This window comes from Acinetobacter sp. TW_SC_4 (genome assembly GCF_054861205.1).
The window spans coordinates 1,914,529-1,932,035 of sequence record NZ_CM142174.1 but is presented as its reverse complement, the minus strand read 5'-3'; the positions used below and the strand labels follow the sequence as shown (position 1 = coordinate 1,932,035).

Here is a 17,507-nt window from a genome sequence, read left to right as displayed (position 1 = left end):
AAAATTGAAAATTACCGGGATTTTGCCAGTTGCTCCTGTATAGCCCAGTCAATATGAACTTGTACAATCTCATCATGTTGATTCTTCTGAGCTTGTAAGACTTGAACAATTTGTGGATCAAAAGGTGCATTACCTAAGCCAATCGCAATATTGCGCATAAAGCTTTGATAGCCGGTACGACGTAATGGACTGCCTTCAGTTGAGCTTAAAAATGTAGCCTCATCCCATTGCCAGAGATCCAGTAAACTCACTTGATCCAGTCCATGTCGGGGGTGAAAATCTTCAATATTGGTTTTCTGGGCAAAACTGTTCCACGGACAAATCAACTGACAATCATCACAACCAAAAACCCGGTTACCAATCCCTCGACGTAACTCCTTTGGAATGATTCCTTTATATTCAATGGTTAAATAAGCAATACAGCGACGTGCATCCAGCATATACGGTTCAACAATAGCCTGTGTCGGGCAAATATCAATACAGGCTGTGCATGAACCACAATGTTTGCTTGCAGGCTCATCAAAGGGCAGTTCCAGTGAGCTAAACAGCTCACCTAAAACGAAAAAAGATCCGGATTTTTTGTGGATTAATAAAGTGTGTTTACCGGTCCAGCCCATGCCCGCACTTTCGGCCAGAGATTTTTCAAATACAGGTGCAGAGTCTGCAAAGGGGCGGGATTCAAATTCACCGACTTTTTCCCGAATTTTAGAAGCCAGCATTTTTAGGCGCCCGCGCATGGTTTTATGATAATCACGACCACGGGCATAACGGGCAATAATCGCAGAATTTGGTGCATAGGGCACTAAGCGCGGTTCTGGAAGATCGACCAGATAGTCCATTCGTACACAGATCACGGATTTGGTATTGGGAATAAGCAGTGTGGGATCAGCACGTTTTTCCAGATTTTCTTCCAGAAACTTCATATCACCGTGATAGCCGCGGTCTAAATATTCCTGCAAACGTACTAATTCTGCTTGAGCATCCGGTTTGGCAATGACACAATCAGAAAAACCCAGCTCTCGTGCCTGCGCTTTGATCCACGCTTTCAGTTCATTTGGATCTTGTTGATAAACTTGAATTTGCGCTTGGGAATCGGGTGTTGTCATAAACCAGAAACAGGAAATAAGAAATGCAGCAGCAAGTTTATCATAGCCGCGATATACAAGCATGGGAGCAGCGTTGGTTTGGCAAGCAAAATAGTTCTTATGGTTTGATGCAACAGGTGGCATGGTCGATTGCGCAGCGACTCATCCCTTTATTGGAACAACAGCAATTGACTCAAATCGCTGTCTGTTGCGGTCAGGGTAATAATGCCGGTGATGGCTATCTGGTAGGAAAATATTTAAAACAGGTCGGTTTTGAAATAGATATTTATACAGCAGAACCCGGTCCATCACAGGATCTGGCTCAAGCAATCGGGGAAGCTCAGCAAATCGGTATACCTACTTATTCAGGTTTTAATTTTCAGAAACAATATGAAGTTTATATTGATGCCTTATTTGGGATCGGTTTGAACCGTGATCTGAATGAAAATTGGCAACAGATTATTCAAAGCTTTAATGCTCAGCAAGGACTCAAAATTGCAGTAGATATTCCAAGTGGATTGCATGCCAATACAGGCCAGCCTTTACCGGTTGCCATTAAGGCAGATCATAGTCTTACTGTTTTAGGTTTAAAGGCGGGATTATTTACCGGACGAGGCAAAGAATATACCGGCAAGGTAGAGGTCATCTCGGCTGTTCCTCCCGATGCTGAACTTGTGCCGATAGCTCAAATTTCCTCGACTCAAATTCATCTGCCTAAACGTGAAGCTTTTGGACATAAGGGCAGTTATGGGCATGTGCTCGTAATTGGGGGGCATGCCGATATGGGCGGTGCGGTCATTATGGCAGCTGAGGCAGCCTTTGCTGCTGGTGCAGGTAAGGTCACTGTGGTTTGTGATGCCAAACATCATACTGCCATTTTGTCACGTGCTCCGAATATCATGCTGCGTGATATTAATGCGCTAGATGCTGAGCAACGCCAAGCTTTAGTTCGTCATGTGGATGCTGTCTGTTTTGGTATGGGGTTAGGACGCGATGCTTGGGCTGAGAAGCAATATAATTACTGGTTTGACCTGATTCAGCAATCAGAACTGGAGACAGTTCTCGATGCAGATGCCTTGTGGTTTCTGGCAAAAGCACCACAAAATTTGAATGCCCATACTTATGCAACACCGCATCCGGGTGAAGCGGCTACTTTGCTAGAAATGAAAGCATCAGGAGTCGAAGCAGATCGCATTCAGACAATTAAACAGCTCCAGCAAAAATATCAGGGACAATGGGTGCTCAAGGGTTCAGGTAGTCTGATTTTAGAGGATGATCTTTATATTTGTACCGCAGGCAATGCCGGTATGGGAACCGGAGGAATGGGAGATGTACTTGCTGGCATGATCGCCAGTTTGAAAGCCCAATTTAGAAATACTGTCCATTTACACGAGATCGTAACTTTGCACGCACTTGCAGGTGATGTACTGGCGGAAAAGGGTGAACGCGGCTTACAGGCGCAAGATATGAAACATGCCATTTACCAGGTTGTGAACCACTAAGGAAAATAAAAATGCAGGCCATTCATTTAATCATTCAGGGCAAAGTGCAGGGTGTAGGCTACCGTCGCTGGTTCGAACAACAAGCAATTCAATTAGGTTTAAAGGGTTTTGTACGTAATGTGGAAACAGGCGAAGTTGAGGCTATCATTGTTGGGAAGGAAGCGATTGTTCGGAAAATGATCCAGCTCAGCAGAACTGGACCACAACGTGCAAAAGTCACTGCAATACATCAGCAGAGTTTGAATCTTCAAGACGCGGATTTTCAAGACTTTAAAGTATTAACCGAAGATTAACGGCGGCGGGTGCTGACCCGGCTGCGTCCGCGTGCCATACCGCCCAAGGCATTCAATACGGCCATTTTACTCATGCTGCCTGAAGCATGGGCATGACAAATCGCAGCAGCAAGTGCATCGGCAGCATCTTGTTGCGGCTTGATTGTCAGGTTCAGAATACGCATAACCATCATCTGAACCTGTTCTTTGTCTGCAGCGCCATAGCCCACAACAGACTGTTTGATCTGCCGCGCCGTATATTCGGCAACTTTCAGATCCAGATTCACCAAGGCAGCCACTGCCGCACCACGAGCCTGACCCAGTTTAAGAGCAGAATCCGGATTTTGTGCCATAAACACCTGTTCCACCGCAGCCTCGGTCGGGCCGTAAAATTTGACAATCCGTTCTACACCGGCAAAGATTCGTTTTAAACGTTCAGGCATTTCCGCTGTTTCAGTTCTAATCGTTCCCGCATCAACAAAAGTAAGTTTTGAACCTTCTTTCTGGATGATACCGTAACCTGTTAGACGCGAACCGGGATCAATCCCAATAATTAATGACATGCCTGCACTTTAAAAATAAAATAATGCCCATATTGTTACATAAGCGTATCAAAAAAGCTTGATCCTGATGAAGCAGTTGATTACAGCATCCTAATATTTATTTTACTGAGATTAGATTAATTTTCATGAAATTATTTCTTATTATCCTGGCCGGCTTAGTCCTCGAAGTATTTGTATGGATTGGCGTGGGTGACCTTGTCGGGAGCATGTGGTACGTATTTTTCTGGTTCGTGGCGGCCTTCTTTATCGGTATGAACCTAATCCGGAAATATTCGGCCGGCGTTATGCCGCAAATGCAGCAAATGCAGATGGGACAAATGAGTGCAGATCCGGCATTATCGAATAATTTACCTAAGATCTTAGCCGGCTTTTTCCTGCTGATTCCTGGTTTGATTAGTGATGTACTTGCGGTATTAATACTGATTCCACCTGTACAACGTGCTTTCCAGGCAGCCATGATGAAAATGATGATGAAACGTCAGCAAGCCATGATGGAAAAAATGATGGGTGGCATGATGGGCGATGTCGGTGGCGGTGCAGGTCAAAACCCGTTTGCTGAAATGATGCGTCAAATGCAGGATATGCAGAACCAGCAGGGTGGTCATAGGGATTCAACCATTATTGATGGTGAAGCCCGTGAAGTGACCCCGGAACCCAAGAAAATTGAAATGAAAGATGTGAACAAGAAATAAAATCACGCTTTCAATAGACCTCTTGTGAAAGTATTGTTTTACCTAATTTTTGAATTAGCTAAAACCTTATAAAATGTAGCTTTGGGCTGTTTAAATTTTGACTAACGCAAGAAGTCTAATATAAATACTTCAAGCCGAATCTCATGATTCGGCTTTTTTATTGGAACTTTCTAATTTCGTTAAACAAAAGTTATAATAGTTTTTTTACCATTTGATCTTTTTTAAATGTCTTTGCTTTTTACCATCTGTTTTCTACATTTTGTAGCTCAATTAAGCCCCGGTCCTGACATTTTACTTATCGCAAAAAGTGCAGCCTCTACGACACGTATGAATGCCTTAAAGGTGATTGCTGGAATTTCAGCGGGGATCGTAATTTGGGTGGTATTGACGCTAGCAGGCTTTACCGTATTGATCGACCAGTTTCCCTGGATTCAACAGGTATTGATGGTCATCGGTGGGTTATTTTTGGCCAAAATGGGCTGGGCCATGCTAAAAGGCGGATGGCAAAGTTTTCAGAACAGACATCAAACTCAAGATGATTTAAATACTGTAGAAGCACCAAAAAGTTATTTTATGCAGGGTTTATTGACTAATCTGTCGAATCCTAAAACTCTGATCTATTTCAGTAGCGTATTTTCACTTGCACTGAGTTCATCAGCTTCTGATTATTTAAAAGCGCAACTGGCAGTGATTATTCCGCTGCAAACCTTTATTACTTTTACTTTACTAATGCTATTAATTTCCCATCCTAAAATTAAAGAGGCTTACCAGCGATCAGGAAATTATATCGATATGATTTCAGGCGGGTTATTCCTGATTTTTGCAGTCTGGTTATGGTATGACGCGCTGGTTCTAATGAACTAAAAATCTAAATTCGATGGGGTAACAGAGGAGTTTTCGTTAAAAAGCTGCTGTGCAGCGGAAGCGTCAGAAACCAGATTATCCTGTTTCTGCACTGGAGACTGATAACGATTCGGTTTAAGGGTAGTCTCAGTATTTTCCGAACCCTGATAACTGCGACTGCGATTGGCACGCTCACGTAAGCCGCCTTTTTTAATTAACTGGACCATTTTCATCTCTCACTGCAAGATGACTTATTGTAATTCAAATTTTCTATTCTGGCAGCGTTTCATATTCAAGTTAAAATTGCATAAAAAAGACCTGATCCAAGTCAGGTCTTGCTGGAGGATAAGAAAATTAGCGCGGACGTTTATTATCTTGTTGTAGCACATCAAATAATGATGACTGAGCTGGCACTTCCTGCTGCTGTGACTGGATATAAACATGCATTACCTTGAACGCGATTGCAGTAACCAGACAGGCCACCAGACATAAAATCCAAAAACCATAAGGGCTGCGAATATTATGTGAGCCACAAGCATGACATTCTTTTTGGCCAGCTTCCACAACTTTATCGCAGCACGCACAGTGATATTGATAGTACATTGCTAAGCTCCATTACATTTCTGATATTTTTTTTGTTATCTTTCACGGACTTTTATTTTAGGCCTACATGTCATATTAATGATGCAATTAGACGCTGACAAGTCATATAACAAAAAGTTACCCAAGTCTTAGTGAGGAAAAAAAATAATAATTGGCTAAGTGCATAACATTATTAAGTTATTTCGAGAAATTTCTCTGGAATAATTAACTATGCTATCTATCAATTCATAAGCAATTTTTGAACCAGTTCGAGTGGAGCTTAAGAACAACAAGTATAAAATGGGAAATAGACAGGGCAAGAACTTAGATGAATTGATCTGCTCCACAAAATAGAATGATATGGAATATATTTTGCTTATTTTTTAACTATTCGTTGCACTGTATTAAGTCTATAAAAATGTTTAATTTCAATAATTTTTATTAAAGTGCACTATAAACTTAAGGAACAATACTGATCTCATGAAGAAAATATCACTGTTTTTATCATCCTTGCTCTGTATGAGCAGTCTTTATGCACAATCGGATATTGAAAGGGAAGTTATTACCCAGTTTCAGCAGGATTTTAATGCGCAAAATTATGCAGCAATTTTTGAAAAGTTTTCACCTGAAGCGAAAAAGGCGATTCCTTTAAATATGTTTGAAAAAGTCTCTAAAGACTTACAGCAGCAACTCGGCAAAATACAAAGTCTTGAGTATATAGAGTCTAAAGGTAAAGAGACTGCAGTCTATAAGGCCAACTTTGAAAAAGACCGTCTGAAACTCAGCATGAGTTTGAATAATGATCAACAGATTTCCGGCCTTTTATTTACGCCCTATATCGAATCTACTGCAGCAAATAATAAGACAGTCAATACCATTTAAGGCTATCCAAAAGAGATTGCAGAGAAAATTTATCATGCTACTCGTACTTTTCCAGAACAAACTCAAGTAGCGATAGCGGTATTAGATCAGGACAAACCCCATTACTATGGGGTACAGAAGCATAAGGACAAAATCCAGGCCAAGGCCAATCAGGACAAAGTCTTTGCGATTGGTTCTCTGGCCAAAGTGATGACATCAACCATATTGGCTGAACTGGTGACACAAAATAAACTTAAGCTAGATGGCAAGATTAATCCTTATTATACATTTCTATTTAAGGACAATATTCAGGTTCGCTTTCAGGATTTAGCCAATCATACGTCTGGACTGCCACGACTACCGAGTAATTTGGAAGTAGATGATGATACTGATCCATATAAGGAATATGATGCAGCTAAACTGGAAGAATATTTAAAAAATTCATTAGAGCTTGAACATGCAAATAACAGTAGAAAAGTGCCACATTATTCTAATTTGGCTGTGGCTTTATTGGGACAGAGTTTGAGTCAATCGCAAAATAAGGATTTTACTGAGTTACTCAATGAATATGTATTTAAAAAGTATGGGATGAAAAATAGCTATACCTCGCCTGATCAAGCAGCTAAGCAACTTGTGCCTGCATTTGATGCCCAAGGAAAAGAAATCACCACCTGGACATTTGATACCTTTTTACCCGCGGGCGGTGTACTCTCTACAGCTTCAGATTTAACCAGATTTGCACAAGCTCAGCTCGATGCAAAAAATGCGGTAGTACAATTAACTCAGCAAGCAACTACAGAAAAAGCAGGTAGCTACCAATTGGGATTGGGCTGGTTTGTGCGAGAACAGGACAATGGCACCAAAATCATTTGGCATGGGGGAAATACCGCAGGGCATTCTGCTATTTTGATGATTGATTTAAACAAGAGAAAGGCAGTTACGATTTTAGCTAATGTTGCTGCTGTACATCCTGAAATGGGAAATATTGAAAAACTGGCTGCTCAATTACTACAGGAATAAATCAGCTTTAAGATAGTAAAAAGCCCGCACAATGCGGGCTTTTTTTAATTCATGAATTTTGAGGATTACTGACCAGAACGGATGATGTAGTCGAAGGCAGATAATGATGCTTTGGCACCTTCACCAGTGGCGATGATGATCTGTTTGTAAGGAACAGTGGTACAGTCACCTGCAGCAAACACACCTTTGACATTGGTTTCATTGCGCTCGTTAATCATAATTTCGCCACGGTTAGTTAGCTCAACATCGGTTCCTTTCAGGAAGTCGGTGTTTGGCAACAAACCGATCTGAACGAAGATCCCTGCCAGTTCAACTGTATGCTCTTCATCAGTTGCACGGTCTTTGTATTTCAACGCTGTGACTTGTGAACCATCACCGATCACTTCGGTAGAAAGCGCATTTTTGATTACGGTGGTGTTTGGCAAGCTGTTCAATTTATCTTGAAGTACCTGATCCGCACGCAGTTTTGTATCAAACTCAACGAGCGTTACATGCTCAACAATACCCGCAAGGTCGATCGCAGCTTCTACACCCGAGTTACCGCCACCAATCACCGCTACACGTTTACCTTTGAACAATGGACCATCACAGTGTGGGCAGTACGCTACACCACGAGTTTTGTATTCTGCCTCACCTGGAACATTCATTTCTCTCCAGCGTGCACCGGTAGACAGAATCACGGTTTTAGATTCAAGTTTCGCACCATTTTCTAAAGTTACTTCTACCAGACCATTGGCGGTGCTATCTGCACCTTTAATGTCAGATACACGTTGCAGGTTCATGATGTCGACACCGTATTCACGAACATGGGCTTCCATTTCAGCGGCAAATTTCGGACCTTGGGTTTTTTGCACTGATGTGTAGTTTTCGATGTCCATGGTATCCATCACCTGACCGCCCATACGTTCAGCCACGATCCCAGTTTTGATGCCTTTACGTGCTGCATAGATCGCTGCAGTATTCCCTGCAGGTCCACCACCAATCACCAACACATCAAATGCATCTTTGGCATTCAGTTTTTCCGCGTCTTTGGCTGCGGCATTGGTATCCAGTTTGGCAATGATTTCTTCCAGTGTCATACGGCCCTGACCAATATGTTCATTGTCCTGGAACACCATCGGTACGGCCATGATTTTGCGTTCTTCCACTTCGTCCTGGAAGAAGGCACCATCGATCATGGTTGCAGTTGTACCTGGGTTATAGATGGCAATCAGGTTGAGTGCCTGAACGACATCAGGGCAGTTATGACAGCTGAGTGATACGAATACGTCAAAGTCAGATTTGATCCCTAAGCCTTTAATTGATTCCAGAACTTCGGCAGAAACTTTTGGTGCATAACCTGAAGTTTGCAACAATGCCAGAATCAGCGACGTAAACTCATGGCCCATCGGCAAGCCTGCGAAGAACACACGAGGCTGTTCACCGGCTTTTGCCACACCAAAGCTTGGTGCACGTTTGTTGGTACCGTCAAAACGGGCAGTGACTAGATCAGAAAGCTGAGCGATTTCCTCAACCAGTTCTTTGATTTTGGCTGACTTGTCAGAGCCATCCAGAGTTGCCACTAATTCAATCGGGCCTTCCAAACGTTCAAGTAGTGTTTTTAATTGAGCTGAAGTATTTTGATCTAACATTGCTAACGTCTCCAAAGGAGTAAGAATTCATTCGATAAGTAGATACTAAGCCAAATCGATAAATAGATAAAACAGTTTGTTCTTATAAATTTGATCGGTTTTGCAAATGTATTGAAAAATTCATGATTAATTTCAAGCTTATATATGGGTGCTTAGCATGAATTTTCAAGTAGTTTAAAGTGTGATTGGTCTTTTTCAGTTAAGATTGGAATTCTGCATTTGAGAGTTGAACGATGGAATTACAACGCGGTATTTATCAACATTATAAGGGTAAACTTTATCAGGTCCTGCATGTGGCAACACATAGTGAAACGGAGGAAAAGCTGGTGGTTTATCAATGTCTTTATGGTGACTATTCGATTTGGGTTCGACCGCTATCCATGTTTACAGAAAGTATTAATACCAGTGATGATCGTGAAGTAGAACGCTTTAAATTGGTTCAGGCACTTTAATCAATCCATAAAAAATTTATTTAGATAACCTCAGGGAAGAGCAATGAATCAATTACAACATTTTGAAAGTTTCATGCAGGAACTGTATAAGACCTTTCATGCGCATGATCTTCAGCAAACTGAACGTCTGCAACGCTATCGAAATATTGAGCCTGAATCAGGCCGATTTTTATCATTACTCATTCGTGCCCAGCAGTCCAAACGTATTCTGGAAATTGGGACTTCTACAGGCTATTCCACTTTATGGCTGGCCGAAGCTGCCCGGCAGACTCAAGCGATGATTACAACATTAGAAACAGATGCAGAAAGAGTTGCGCAGGCCGAGCAGTATGCAAATCAGCTAGGCTTAAAGGATTTGATTGATTTTAAAGTGACAGATGCCTTGTATTATCTGCAAGCTGAGCAGGACGTATTTGATTTTATATTGTTAGATGCGGAACGTGATGCTTATGTGGATTATTGGACCCATTTGGCCCGATTGCTCAAGCCAAAAGGTGGAGTATTGCTGGTGGATAATGTGATTTCACATGCTGCGGAAGTAGAAGAATTTATTCAGCTGATCCAGCAGGATTCACGTTTTATCATAAGTACATTGCCGATTGGAGCTGGCTTATTCATGGTGACTTATCGTTAAGTAGAAATTAGTTAAATTAAAACAGGCAAACCCGGTCAAAATGTAAGTTGTATTCAAGATACTTCTGTACAAAGGCCATTTTATCTTGTCGTCTTAACAGGTTGTCATAAACAAATTCGGGAACAGGATGGTAGAGCTCTATATCGCCATTGCTATAAATGATTTTCAGGTGGCGGCTAGAAGGACTATAAGCCCATGAGATCACGGTTAGCAGTTTTTGCATACGTTTTCCTCCACTGAATATTATTATCTTATGTCTTGAACTTATGCCAACTGACATTGAAGATGTATAACTGAATTGTAAGCATAAGTAGGGGATTGTTATGAAGAGGATGCAATATGCATGCCTGATTTTTATATGATCTTTAAAGTGAAAAATAAAGATTTGGCAGGATGGCTTTAGATAGAAGGAAAAGGAAAATAAAACGGTTGGCCAATAGAGCAATCAAATAAATGTTCAAATAAAAAACCACGCTAAAAGCGTGGTTTTTTTTTGAATCAGTTCAATCTAATACAGATTAGATTTTACCAACTAGGTCGATTGAAGGAGCAAGAGTTGCGTCGCCTTCTTTCCATTTAGCTGGGCAAACTTCACCTGGGTGAGCGTGTACGTATTGAGCTGCTTTAACTTTACGAAGAAGTTCTTGAGCATCACGACCGATACCGCCAGCGTTGATTTCAACGATTTGGATTTTACCTTCTGGATCGATCACGAAAGTACCACGGTCAGCAAGGCCGTCAGCTTCAATTAGTACGTCGAAGTTTTTAGCAAGAGTCCAAGTAGGATCGCCAACCATTACGTATTGGATTTTTTTGATTTCTTCAGAAGAATCGTGCCAAGCTTTGTGAGTGAAGTGAGTGTCAGTAGAAACTGAGTAGATTTCAACGCCTAATTTTTTGAATTCTTCGTAGTTGTCAGCAAGGTCGCCAAGTTCAGTTGGGCAAACGAAAGTGAAGTCAGCTGGGTAGAAGAATACTACAGACCACTTACCTTTAAGATCAGCTTCTGTTACTTCGATGAATTTACCATTTTGGAACGCAGTTGTTTTGAACGGTTTAACTTCAGTATTAATTAAGCTCATCATTGTCTCCATGATTGAGGTTTGTATTTAATTTCCAATAGGGTACAGAAATTATTTTTCTTGCTGAAACAGTATTTTTACATAACATACATCGGAAAAACCGAATTAAGCTAAAAATAAAACACCATCAGCGCAAACAGCATTGCTCTTGATATAAATGATTCAACCGTAGAATGGTGAATACATCATGACAAGACTCACCCCGGTTTAATGCCTCTTCAGACATGATGCCGCAAGCAGTAAAATTCAAGGGTAAAAATTAAAAAATTATAAAAATATTCAAAATGGCCGTTCTTTCGCTTAGGGGCAATACAGCGTAAAATAGCTGCCTATTGTCTTTTTTTATATCAGGTGTTTTCTCAGTGCAGAGTCCTTTAAATGTAGATCAGCTCGTTATGGCGCGTGACCGTCATCGTTTAAATCGACTCCAAAAAGGTAAAGATGCCAACCAAAAGCAATATCAAGAATTATTTGAAAAATCGCATGCCAAAGTCATGCAGCGTATCGAACGCATTCCCAATATCAAGCTGAATCAGGATCTGCCTGTTACCCAGTATGCAGACAAGCTGATCGAAGCGATCCAGCAGCATCAGGTCATTATTGTGGCTGGTGAAACCGGTTCCGGTAAAACCACACAATTACCACAAATCGCCATGCTGGCAGGTCGCGGCCTGACTGGACTGATTGGCCATACCCAACCACGTCGTCTGGCTGCGCGTAGCGTATCACAGCGTATTGCGGAAGAAGTTGGCGAGAAACTGGGGGAATCGATCTCCTTTAAAGTCCGTTTTAATGAACAGGGCTCGCAGGATTCGATTGTCCGTTTGATGACGGATGGTATTTTATTAGCAGAGCTAGCCAATGACCGGTTCCTGACCAAATACGACACCATTATTATCGATGAAGCGCATGAACGCTCGCTGAATATCGATTTCATCATGGGTTATCTCAAGCAGCTGTTGCCGCGTCGTAAAGATCTAAAAGTCATCATTACTTCGGCAACGCTGGACGTAAAACGTTTCAGTAACTACTTTAATGGCGCGCCGATCTATGAAGTGGAAGGGCGTAGCTATCCGGTAGAAGTGCGTTATCGTCCAATTTCTGAAATGAGCATTGTCGGCAGTGATGACGACGAGTTTGATGATTTTGAAGAAAATCTGCCACGTGCAGTGGTTGCAGCTGTAGAAGAATGTTTTCAGGATGCACAGGAAAAAGGTCATCTAGAACATGCCGATATCCTGATTTTTGCCAGTACCGAACAGGAGATTCGTGAACTGCAGGAAACCTTGATCAAGCATGGTCCACGCCATACTGAAGTGTTACCACTCTACGCACGATTAGCATTAGCAGAACAGCAAAAAATCTTTAATCCTTCGGGCGGCGGCCGACGCATTATTATCGCCACGAACGTAGCAGAAACTGCACTGACTGTACCTAATATCCGTTATGTGATTGATAGCGGTTTTGCCCGTATTTCCCGTTATAACTATCGTTCACGGGTGCAGCGCTTACCGATCGAAGCGGTTTCTCAAGCTGCTGCCAATCAGCGTAAAGGCCGTTGTGGTCGTATTGCGCCAGGCGTCTGTATTCGTCTGTATAGTGAAGAAGACTTTTTAAGTCGTCCTGAATTTACCGAACCAGAGATTAAACGGACCAATCTGGCATCCGTTATTTTACAGATGCAAAGTCTGGGCTTAGGTTCACTGGAAGATTTTGATTTCATTGAGCCACCAGATCACCGTCTGGTCAATGATGGTCGCAAGCTCTTGATTGAGCTTGGGGCGATGGTGGAGAAGAGTAAAGCCCCTCTTTCTGAAAGAGGGGTTGGGGGAGATTCTACTAATCCTCCTAAATCCTCCTTTACGAAAGGAGGACTTCAAGGCAAGGGGGATTCTCTAACCAAAATCGGTCAGCAAATGGCAAAAATGCCAATTGATCCACGTCTGGCGCGAATGATTCTTGGCGGTGCTCATTTTGGTGCGCTGAATGAAGCTTTGGTGATTGTTGCAGCTCTGGCAGTACAAGACCCACGTGAACGTCCTGCGGATAAGCAGATGCAGGCCGATCAGAAACATGCCTTGTTCCGTGAAGCAGATTCAGATTTCCTGTTTTATATCAAGCTCTGGGATACCTTGCATAACAACCGTGAAAGTATGAGCGAAAACAAACGTCGTACTTTTGCACGTAATCATTTCCTGAGCTGGTTACGTCTGCGTGAATGGAAGAAAACTCATGAGCAGCTGGTGGATCTGGCTAAAGGCTTAAAGCTATCCTTTAATGAAAAGAAAGCCAGTTATGAAAATCTGCATCGCGCTTTATTGACCGGCTTACTGTCTTTTATTGCCAACAAGACTGATGAACGTAATGTATTTATGGCAGTCCGTCAGCAGAAAGCACGAATTTTCCCGGCATCAACGCTGCACAAAACCAATACCCCATGGGTGATGGCTTTTGAAATGGTTGAAACCTCGCAGGTGTATTTACGAACTCTGGCAAAGATTGAGCCGGAATGGATTCTGCTCGCTGCGCGTGACTTACTGAAACATCATTATTTCGAACCACACTGGTCGAAAAAGGCAGGTGTGGTCAATGCGTATGATCAGATTTCTCTGTTTGGTCTAATCATCGAGCCGAAACGTCCGGTCAATTATGAGAAAGTGGATCAGCCGGCTGCGCATGAAATCTTCCTGCGTGATGCACTGACTACTGGTAATCTCGGCATTAATCCACCCTTCTTGAAGCATAATTTGCTGAAACTGGAAGAAGTGGAGCGGGTAGAAGACAAGCTACGCCGTCGTGACTTGGTCGTGGATGAAGAAACCATTTACCAGTTTTATGCCTCCAAAGTACCACCAGAAGTAGCCAGTCGCCGCAGTTTTGAGGACTGGCGTGCGACAGTAGAGCCACATGATCCACGTTATCTGTTTATTGATGATGATGCGCTGTGGCTGAATGATCGTCCGACCACACAACAGTTTCCGGATTATTTACGTAATGGTGAATTGCGTCTGGCGACCAGTTACCGTTTTGACCCAAGTCATGATGAAGATGGTGCAACGGTTAAAATCCCGCTGCAGGCTTTGCCGCAGGTCGATGAAAATATCTGGTCATGGGGGATTCCGGGCTGGCGTCTGGAGCTGATCGAAGCTTTATTAAAGAGTTTACCTAAAGATAAACGCCGTAGTCTGGTGCCGATTCCAGATACTGCGAAAAAGCTGGCAGCCCGTATTGATGCAGTCAATCTACGTGAGCATATTTTCAGTTTTCTGGCTTTCCAGTTGCGTGGCGAGCAGATTACAGAAAAAGATTTTAGCTTGGATCGGGTTGAGCAATATCTCTTGCCTTTGATCAAGGTGATTGATGAAAAAGGTCGTGTGATTGAACAAGGCCGTGATCTTGCCGAACTGAAAGCCCGTTGCCGTACTGAAACTCATAGTCCGGTGAAACAGTTAAAAGGTGAATTTAAAACTTTCCCAGAAAACTTTGTCTTTGAAGCGTCGCAAAAAGTGACGGGTGTAGTGGTCAAGCAATATCAGGCACTGGTTCCGACCAAAGACTTCGCTGCACTGGAACAGAAAGATGAATCTGGTGTCGTGATTCAGACCTTTAATGATCAGGCTGAAGCCGTCAAACAGCACCGTGAAGGGATTATTCGACTGGTGCATATGCAGCTCGGAGATCTGGTGCGCCAGCTGAAAAAACAGATTTCCAAACCGCTGGCACTGGCATATTCACCGCTTGGTGATAAGGCTCAACTGGAGCAAATGCTAGTTTATGCCGCACTGCACCTGTCAATTAATGAGCTGCCTGTCAATATGCAAGAGTTCCAAAAGTTGGTGGAGGATGTAAAAAAATCTTTCCTGACTCATGGCCAGACTGCACTGAAAGAAATCACGGATATTTATATCCAGTGGCAGGAAATCCGTCGTAAATTACTGGTTTTAGACCCATCTATATTTGGAAAAAATATTGATGATATTGAGGATCAGCTTGATTTGATGAGTCTTTCTGACTTCGTTTATCGGAAACCTTCCGACGTATGGTCAGAATTTCCACGTTATTTGAAAGCCCTGATCTTGCGTTTAGAACGCTTGCCAAATAACCTACAGAGGGATGATTCCGCCATTGACCAAATTGATCCGTGGATGGAAAAATTATTTCAGTTTAAAAATGACGCTCGCCTTAAAGAATTGTATTTTATGGTTGAGGAGTTAAGGATCTCATTGTTTTCTCAACCGATGAAAACGAAAACACCCGTTTCTCCAACTCGCCTGCAAAAAGTATGGGAACGTCTTGGAATCAGTTAAGATATAGGTCATTTTGAGAAGGAGTTTTACATGGGCATCCGTATTACGGGTACTGGCTTGTTCCATCCGGAAGATGTCATTACCAATGAAGAGTTAGTTGAAAGTTTAAATGCTTATGTGGAACTGTATAATCACGAAAATGCAGATAAAATCGCTGCAGGCGAATTAGATGCGCGTCGTGGTTCTAGCGCAGAATTTATTGAAAAAGCGTCAGGCGTACAACGCCGTTATGTGTCAGAAAAAACTGGCATCCTCGATCCAAAACGTTTACGTCCAAATCTACGTGAACGTTCAGATGATGAAATTTCCCTTCAGGCAGAATGGGGCGTGATTGCCGCTAAACAGGCGATGGAAAATGCCGGTGTTACTGCTGAAGATATCGATGTCGTGATCCTGTCATGTTCAAACCTGCAACGCGCTTATCCTGCGGTTGCGATTGAAATCCAGACTGCTCTGGGTATTCAAGGTTATGCGTATGACATGAACGTCGCATGTTCAGCAGCAACTTTTGGTTTAAAACAGGCTGCCGATGCCATCAAAGCAGGTGCACGTCGTGTATTGCTGGTAAATGTCGAAATTACCTCTGCACATACCGATTTCCGTTCACGTGACTGTCACTTTATTTTTGGTGATGTGGCAACTGCATCGATCATTGAAGATACTGAAACTAAAACCGGTTTCGAGATTCTGGATACTTCATTATTTACTCAGTTCTCAAACAATATCCGTAATAACTTCGGTTTCCTGAATACGTCTGAAAATGCAGATATTGACGACAAACGTTTCCGTCAGGATGGTCGTAAAGTATTTAAAGAAGTGTGTCCACTGGTTGCCAAGATGATTACTGCTCAACTTGAGAAAAATCATATTGCCCCTACAGATGTGAAACGCTTCTGGTTGCACCAGGCTAATGCCAGCATGAATGAATTAATTCTGAAACTGGTAGTGGGTAAAGAAAATGCCAAACCAGGTCTGGTACCTATCATTCTGAATGAGTTTGCCAATACTTCTTCCGCAGGTGTCATCATTGCCTTACACCGTACTGCAAATGAAGTTGAAGACGGCGAATATGGCGTACTGTGTTCATTTGGTGCAGGCTATTCAGTGGGTTCAATCCTGGTACAAAAACGCGTGGCGTAAGCCGGGAGTATATTTTGCAGGTCAAGCATGACGGAGCATGGATCAGGCGCTTAAGTGCCTTATCCAAACTGTATTTCACGCCTACTTTTTTAGGGGCTGAAAATATTGATGCCAGTCGACCTGCAATGTATGTCGGTAATCATTCCATGTATGGCATCTTTGATGCGCCAATGCTGATTGATTACTTGTACAATGAACATCAAGTGGCTGTGGTCAGTAATGCTGATCATAGCCATTTTTATGTGCCGCTATGGCGTGAAGCAGTGAAGAAATTTGGTGCTATTGATGGTGTACAGGACTACGTCCGCTCGGCCATGCAGCAAGGCTACTCGATTCTGGTCTTTCCGGGTGGTGGCCGTGAAGTGCTGAAACGGGAAGGTGAGCAGTATCAGCTGATCTGGAAAGAGCGTTACGGTTTTCTGAAATTAGCTCAAGAGTTTCAATATGATATTGTCCCTTTTGCTGCACTTGGCGGTGATGAAATCTATGAGATTGGATTTGATGCAAATAAAATCATTCAACATAAGTATTTTCAAAAATTATTAAAAATCCCTCAACTCAATAAATTATTACGTCATGGTGATGTAATTCCTTCTTTGCCTAAAAACCTTTTTTCCAAACACTTACCTTTTTATTTTCAGTTTATGCCGCGGCAGCCGATTCATCATGTACAGCACGAGAATGATCTGATTGATTTTCGTGAGCATTTACAACACAAGATCTATCAGGGGCTAGAACTGTTGGCTGACAGACGTCGGCAAGATGAAGTCTAGGTCTTTTCATCATTCCTGCTTTGCTTTACATTGAGATCGAATCGTCTAAAAAATCACCATGCATCAAT

The 17,507-nt window shown here is 42.4% G+C and carries 18 protein-coding genes; 11 read left to right on the top strand and 7 right to left on the bottom strand.

Annotated elements, in window-relative coordinates; all coding sequences use genetic code 11:
- Positions 1-11 precede the first annotated feature (11 nt).
- The gene (gene queG, locus ACWM1W_RS09265) at positions 12-1,106 is read right to left on the bottom strand and encodes a tRNA epoxyqueuosine(34) reductase QueG (RefSeq protein WP_375725559.1); all 1,095 of its coding nucleotides are present in this window, start codon (positions 1,104-1,106) and stop codon (positions 12-14) included.
- A 23-nt stretch (positions 1,107-1,129) separates the two neighbouring features.
- Between queG and ACWM1W_RS09260 the strand changes: the two genes are divergently transcribed.
- Positions 1,130-2,587 (top strand): NAD(P)H-hydrate dehydratase, encoded by a 1,458-nt coding sequence (locus ACWM1W_RS09260; protein WP_375725560.1) that lies wholly within the window; start codon positions 1,130-1,132, stop codon positions 2,585-2,587.
- 11 nt (positions 2,588-2,598) lie between these two features.
- Positions 2,599-2,880 (top strand): acylphosphatase, encoded by a 282-nt coding sequence (locus tag ACWM1W_RS09255; protein WP_375725561.1) that lies wholly within the window; start codon positions 2,599-2,601, stop codon positions 2,878-2,880.
- On the opposite strand, the gene ruvC is transcribed toward ACWM1W_RS09255, so the two are convergent.
- Complete coding sequence (gene ruvC / locus ACWM1W_RS09250; protein ID WP_004784062.1) at positions 2,877-3,422, bottom strand: crossover junction endodeoxyribonuclease RuvC; 546 nt, start codon at positions 3,420-3,422, stop codon at positions 2,877-2,879. The two genes, ACWM1W_RS09255 and ruvC, sit on opposite strands and share 4 nt — an antisense overlap.
- Positions 3,423-3,547: 125 nt before the next feature.
- Between ruvC and ACWM1W_RS09245 the strand changes: the two genes are divergently transcribed.
- The gene (locus tag ACWM1W_RS09245) at positions 3,548-4,114 is read left to right on the top strand and encodes an FxsA family protein (protein WP_375725562.1); all 567 of its coding nucleotides are present in this window, start codon (positions 3,548-3,550) and stop codon (positions 4,112-4,114) included.
- A gap of 225 nt (positions 4,115-4,339) precedes the next feature.
- Entirely contained in the window at positions 4,340-4,978 is a 639-nt protein-coding gene (locus ACWM1W_RS09240; RefSeq protein ID WP_034171409.1) for a LysE family transporter, read from the top strand.
- On the opposite strand, the gene ACWM1W_RS09235 is transcribed toward ACWM1W_RS09240, so the two are convergent.
- Complete coding sequence (locus tag ACWM1W_RS09235; RefSeq protein ID WP_034171414.1) at positions 4,975-5,184, bottom strand: hypothetical protein; 210 nt, start codon at positions 5,182-5,184, stop codon at positions 4,975-4,977. The genes ACWM1W_RS09240 and ACWM1W_RS09235 overlap by 4 nt on opposite strands.
- 127 nt (positions 5,185-5,311) lie before the next feature.
- Complete coding sequence (locus ACWM1W_RS09230) at positions 5,312-5,560, bottom strand: hypothetical protein (RefSeq protein WP_004784054.1); 249 nt, start codon at positions 5,558-5,560, stop codon at positions 5,312-5,314.
- A gap of 459 nt (positions 5,561-6,019) precedes the next feature.
- On the opposite strand from ACWM1W_RS09230, the gene ACWM1W_RS09225 reads away from it, so the two are divergent.
- Together ACWM1W_RS09225 and ACWM1W_RS09220 are read left to right on the top strand one after the other, a co-directional pair.
- Entirely contained in the window at positions 6,020-6,421 is a 402-nt protein-coding gene (locus ACWM1W_RS09225) for a DUF3887 domain-containing protein (RefSeq protein WP_375725563.1), read from the top strand.
- A 15-nt stretch (positions 6,422-6,436) separates the two neighbouring features.
- Positions 6,437-7,420, top strand: coding sequence for a serine hydrolase domain-containing protein (locus tag ACWM1W_RS09220; protein ID WP_395522023.1), 984 nt, complete (start codon positions 6,437-6,439; stop codon positions 7,418-7,420).
- Between the two features lie 65 nt (positions 7,421-7,485).
- Here the strand turns inward: ACWM1W_RS09220 and ahpF are convergent, their stop codons facing one another.
- Positions 7,486-9,051, bottom strand: coding sequence for an alkyl hydroperoxide reductase subunit F (gene ahpF, locus ACWM1W_RS09215; RefSeq protein ID WP_005236514.1), 1,566 nt, complete (start codon positions 9,049-9,051; stop codon positions 7,486-7,488).
- Positions 9,052-9,284: 233 nt separating this feature from the next.
- On the opposite strand from ahpF, the gene ACWM1W_RS09210 reads away from it, so the two are divergent.
- Positions 9,285-9,503, top strand: a complete 219-nt coding sequence (locus tag ACWM1W_RS09210) for a DUF1653 domain-containing protein (RefSeq protein ID WP_004784046.1) — start codon at positions 9,285-9,287, stop codon at positions 9,501-9,503.
- A gap of 43 nt (positions 9,504-9,546) precedes the next feature.
- Positions 9,547-10,137, top strand: a complete 591-nt coding sequence (locus ACWM1W_RS09205; protein WP_375725564.1) for an O-methyltransferase — start codon at positions 9,547-9,549, stop codon at positions 10,135-10,137.
- 16 nt (positions 10,138-10,153) lie between these two features.
- Here ACWM1W_RS09205 and ACWM1W_RS09200 read toward each other — a convergent pair whose 3' ends face one another.
- Together ACWM1W_RS09200 and ahpC are read right to left on the bottom strand one after the other, a co-directional pair.
- On the bottom strand, positions 10,154-10,360 hold the full coding sequence (locus tag ACWM1W_RS09200) for a KTSC domain-containing protein (protein WP_004784043.1): 207 nt from the start codon (positions 10,358-10,360) through the stop codon (positions 10,154-10,156).
- Between the two features lie 295 nt (positions 10,361-10,655).
- Entirely contained in the window at positions 10,656-11,219 is a 564-nt protein-coding gene (gene ahpC, locus ACWM1W_RS09195) for an alkyl hydroperoxide reductase subunit C (RefSeq protein ID WP_004784041.1), read from the bottom strand.
- A 362-nt stretch (positions 11,220-11,581) separates the two neighbouring features.
- Here ahpC and hrpA point away from each other — a divergent pair, with 362 nt between their 5' ends.
- The 3 genes from hrpA to ACWM1W_RS09180 are packed head-to-tail and all read left to right on the top strand — an operon-like array spanning position 11,582 to position 17,439.
- Positions 11,582-15,526 (top strand): ATP-dependent RNA helicase HrpA, encoded by a 3,945-nt coding sequence (hrpA, locus tag ACWM1W_RS09190; protein ID WP_375725565.1) that lies wholly within the window; start codon positions 11,582-11,584, stop codon positions 15,524-15,526.
- Positions 15,527-15,556: 30 nt separating this feature from the next.
- Positions 15,557-16,666, top strand: coding sequence for a beta-ketoacyl-ACP synthase III (locus ACWM1W_RS09185; protein ID WP_004784039.1), 1,110 nt, complete (start codon positions 15,557-15,559; stop codon positions 16,664-16,666).
- Positions 16,667-16,680: 14 nt separating this feature from the next.
- The gene (locus tag ACWM1W_RS09180; RefSeq protein ID WP_214002107.1) at positions 16,681-17,439 is read left to right on the top strand and encodes a 1-acyl-sn-glycerol-3-phosphate acyltransferase; all 759 of its coding nucleotides are present in this window, start codon (positions 16,681-16,683) and stop codon (positions 17,437-17,439) included.
- The last annotated feature ends 68 nt before the right edge of the window (positions 17,440-17,507 follow it).

Coding starts and splice junctions, on each gene's coding strand:
- queG (WP_375725559.1), bottom strand. CDS start 1,106: ATGACAACACCCGATTCCCAAGCGCAAATTCAAGTTTATCAACAAGAT.
- ACWM1W_RS09260 (WP_375725560.1), top strand. CDS start 1,130: ATGCAGCAGCAAGTTTATCATAGCCGCGATATACAAGCATGGGAGCAG.
- ACWM1W_RS09255 (WP_375725561.1), top strand. CDS start 2,599: ATGCAGGCCATTCATTTAATCATTCAGGGCAAAGTGCAGGGTGTAGGC.
- ruvC (WP_004784062.1), bottom strand. CDS start 3,422: ATGTCATTAATTATTGGGATTGATCCCGGTTCGCGTCTAACAGGTTAC.
- ACWM1W_RS09245 (WP_375725562.1), top strand. CDS start 3,548: ATGAAATTATTTCTTATTATCCTGGCCGGCTTAGTCCTCGAAGTATTT.
- ACWM1W_RS09240 (WP_034171409.1), top strand. CDS start 4,340: ATGTCTTTGCTTTTTACCATCTGTTTTCTACATTTTGTAGCTCAATTA.
- ACWM1W_RS09235 (WP_034171414.1), bottom strand. CDS start 5,184: ATGGTCCAGTTAATTAAAAAAGGCGGCTTACGTGAGCGTGCCAATCGC.
- ACWM1W_RS09230 (WP_004784054.1), bottom strand. CDS start 5,560: ATGTACTATCAATATCACTGTGCGTGCTGCGATAAAGTTGTGGAAGCT.
- ACWM1W_RS09225 (WP_375725563.1), top strand. CDS start 6,020: ATGAAGAAAATATCACTGTTTTTATCATCCTTGCTCTGTATGAGCAGT.
- ahpF (WP_005236514.1), bottom strand. CDS start 9,051: ATGTTAGATCAAAATACTTCAGCTCAATTAAAAACACTACTTGAACGT.
- ACWM1W_RS09210 (WP_004784046.1), top strand. CDS start 9,285: ATGGAATTACAACGCGGTATTTATCAACATTATAAGGGTAAACTTTAT.
- ACWM1W_RS09205 (WP_375725564.1), top strand. CDS start 9,547: ATGAATCAATTACAACATTTTGAAAGTTTCATGCAGGAACTGTATAAG.
- ACWM1W_RS09200 (WP_004784043.1), bottom strand. CDS start 10,360: ATGCAAAAACTGCTAACCGTGATCTCATGGGCTTATAGTCCTTCTAGC.
- ahpC (WP_004784041.1), bottom strand. CDS start 11,219: ATGAGCTTAATTAATACTGAAGTTAAACCGTTCAAAACAACTGCGTTC.
- ACWM1W_RS09185 (WP_004784039.1), top strand. CDS start 15,557: ATGGGCATCCGTATTACGGGTACTGGCTTGTTCCATCCGGAAGATGTC.